The following is a 2,080-nucleotide window of genomic DNA, read 5'->3' as shown; positions in this document are numbered from 1 at the left end:
TTTCCACTCGACTTTCCAAATTACTTACATTACTATTCCTCATGAGCGTGTCCTCCTGCTCGGATAAACCCGAGTTCTCTTGTTTACTATTAAGAGGATACGCTCATTCTATTCTATCCACAACTTTTGAATATATCTCCTCCCACTGCCTTAAGTTGCTCTAACATCTCTTCCTCGACAATCTGGGTTCTTCTGATGGACCGAAATGGAATAAAACCTGCGAGTCTTTCTGGTCGTTCTATCCACTGGTTTGAGAACAAATGCGATTCTTCAAAGAAAACACTGCTGAAGAAAGAGAAGAGCATCATTTCGTTATTCGAAAAGAAGACGTCTTTAAGTTGGCATTGTCGGAAGAGAAGAATAGGTCTTTCAGACACGTTCGAATCCAGGAATTGATTGCCTGATCTGACGTTGTCGAAAAACGTCTGCAGTGGATTGAATCTTATGCGTCGAAATAGCAGTCTTGGCGCATTTTCACGAGAGCGAACGAAATTCGCCGATTCAAATTGGAACTGCGATTTCTCACCAAGTCGAACTGCGTCGAAACTGATATCACTGCCGATCTCAATGCTGCAGAATGTGATATCGCAGCTGAATCTTGTCTCTGCGAACAGCACTTCGCCGCCAACGAATGCAGCCCCGTCGAAGGCTACAGACTGACACGAGAATTCAGCTCGGGAGAAGTGTGCCCTTTCTCCCGTAAACCTCGCCAGTACGAATCTGACTTCCCCTCCCATGAACTGCGTTTGCGTGAAGCTGGTTACATCATTTGTGAACTGCGCTGCATGAAAGGAGACGATATCTCCCCGAAACTCTGACTTTGTGAAGGACGCTTCCGCCCCCGAGAATTGTGCTCCAACGAAGAAGCAGTTGCCATCGAAGTGGCAGTCTCTGAAGAACGTGATACGGCCATGGAATTTGCAGTTAGAGAAGTTCGCCTCAATCCCGTTGAATCGGGTAGCTTGAAATATGGCATTGCCTCCGCCGAACTCTGCGCCAGTGAAGTTAGCCTTCTTCTGAAAATTGGCATGTTTGACGACAATGGCATTATATCTTTTGCTCTTGGCAGACCCCTGTTCGGCGAAAGAAGCATTGGCAAATGACACATTATCCATGAATGTGACGTTGCTTAGATCAACAAACCCCTCGAACCTCGCTTGTGAGAAGTTCGTGTATTTGCCAAAGCTTGAGCCGCTGAAGTCTACGTCACCGAGAAAGTGTGCGAGGCTAAAGGATGTGTCTACACTGAAACCCAGCTTGCTAAAGTCTTGCTTGCCATTGAAAATACAACCGTCGAAGTCGTACTCTCCTCTTTTCATATCTTCGCGCGCTTCGCGGTTGAGTTCATGAGGTGGTGGCTTCAGCTCGCTCTCTGCCGGGAGGTGGAAAAAGCACTTAGAAGTTGAGCCAACTGGGCTCCTGTGACATCCCGGATAATCGCACATGATAAACCCTTCGATTGCGGTCGTCGAGCAACGACATACTGGTTGAATATCAGGCGCTATCATGATGTTGTCAATCGCTTTCTGATACGTCTGGATTCCGTTTTCCAACGGAAAGACTCCGTCTGTGGCGGTGTAGAGTGTATGACCGTGGCCGTGATCTCTGATCGCGGTTTACGGGGGATGTGTCAGGATCTCCTCGCTTTCGCTCGGACCTGCTATCGCTGCGCGATTTCAGGCAAGGATCGCTGACCTACTACCTACTCGTCGCTTCGCCCGATCAGGCGAGGATCGCTGTCCTCCCTAATATGCCTCGATGAGGCTCACTGCACCAGCAACGTCGCGCATTTGAGGTATTTGCTTTCAGGGAATGTCAGTAGCACCGGATGGTCAGGTGACTGGCCGGTAAGTGACAACAACTGTGCATCTCGGTTCGCCTCCACCGACGCCTGCCACAACACTTTCATGAACAATTCATCCGATACTGGTCGCGAACAGGAGCAACTCACAAGAATGCCGTTTGGTGACAACAGCTGCATCGCTATGCGGTTGATATCTTTGTAGCCTCTGCACGCCTTCACTATAGCTGTCTTGCTCTTGCAGAATGCGGGAGGATCGAGGATAATCATATCGAATCG

General features: G+C 48.8%; 2 protein-coding genes. Both read right to left on the bottom strand.

Annotation, left to right across the window (positions count from 1 at the left end):
- Positions 1-113: 113 nt before the first annotated feature.
- Positions 114-1,553, bottom strand: coding sequence for a pentapeptide repeat-containing protein (locus tag KKH67_16085; GenBank protein ID MBU1320695.1), 1,440 nt, complete (start codon positions 1,551-1,553; stop codon positions 114-116).
- Between the two features lie 212 nt (positions 1,554-1,765).
- A partial coding sequence (locus KKH67_16080) for a class I SAM-dependent methyltransferase (GenBank protein MBU1320694.1) occupies positions 1,766-2,080 on the bottom strand: 315 nt, incomplete at its 5' end.

The organism is Candidatus Zixiibacteriota bacterium (assembly GCA_018820315.1).
In the GTDB taxonomy this organism is placed as follows: domain Bacteria; phylum Zixibacteria; class MSB-5A5; order JAABVY01; family JAHJOQ01; genus JAHJOQ01.
The sequence above is the reverse complement of the archived record's forward strand: the minus strand, read 5'-3'. Positions and strand labels throughout refer to the sequence as shown.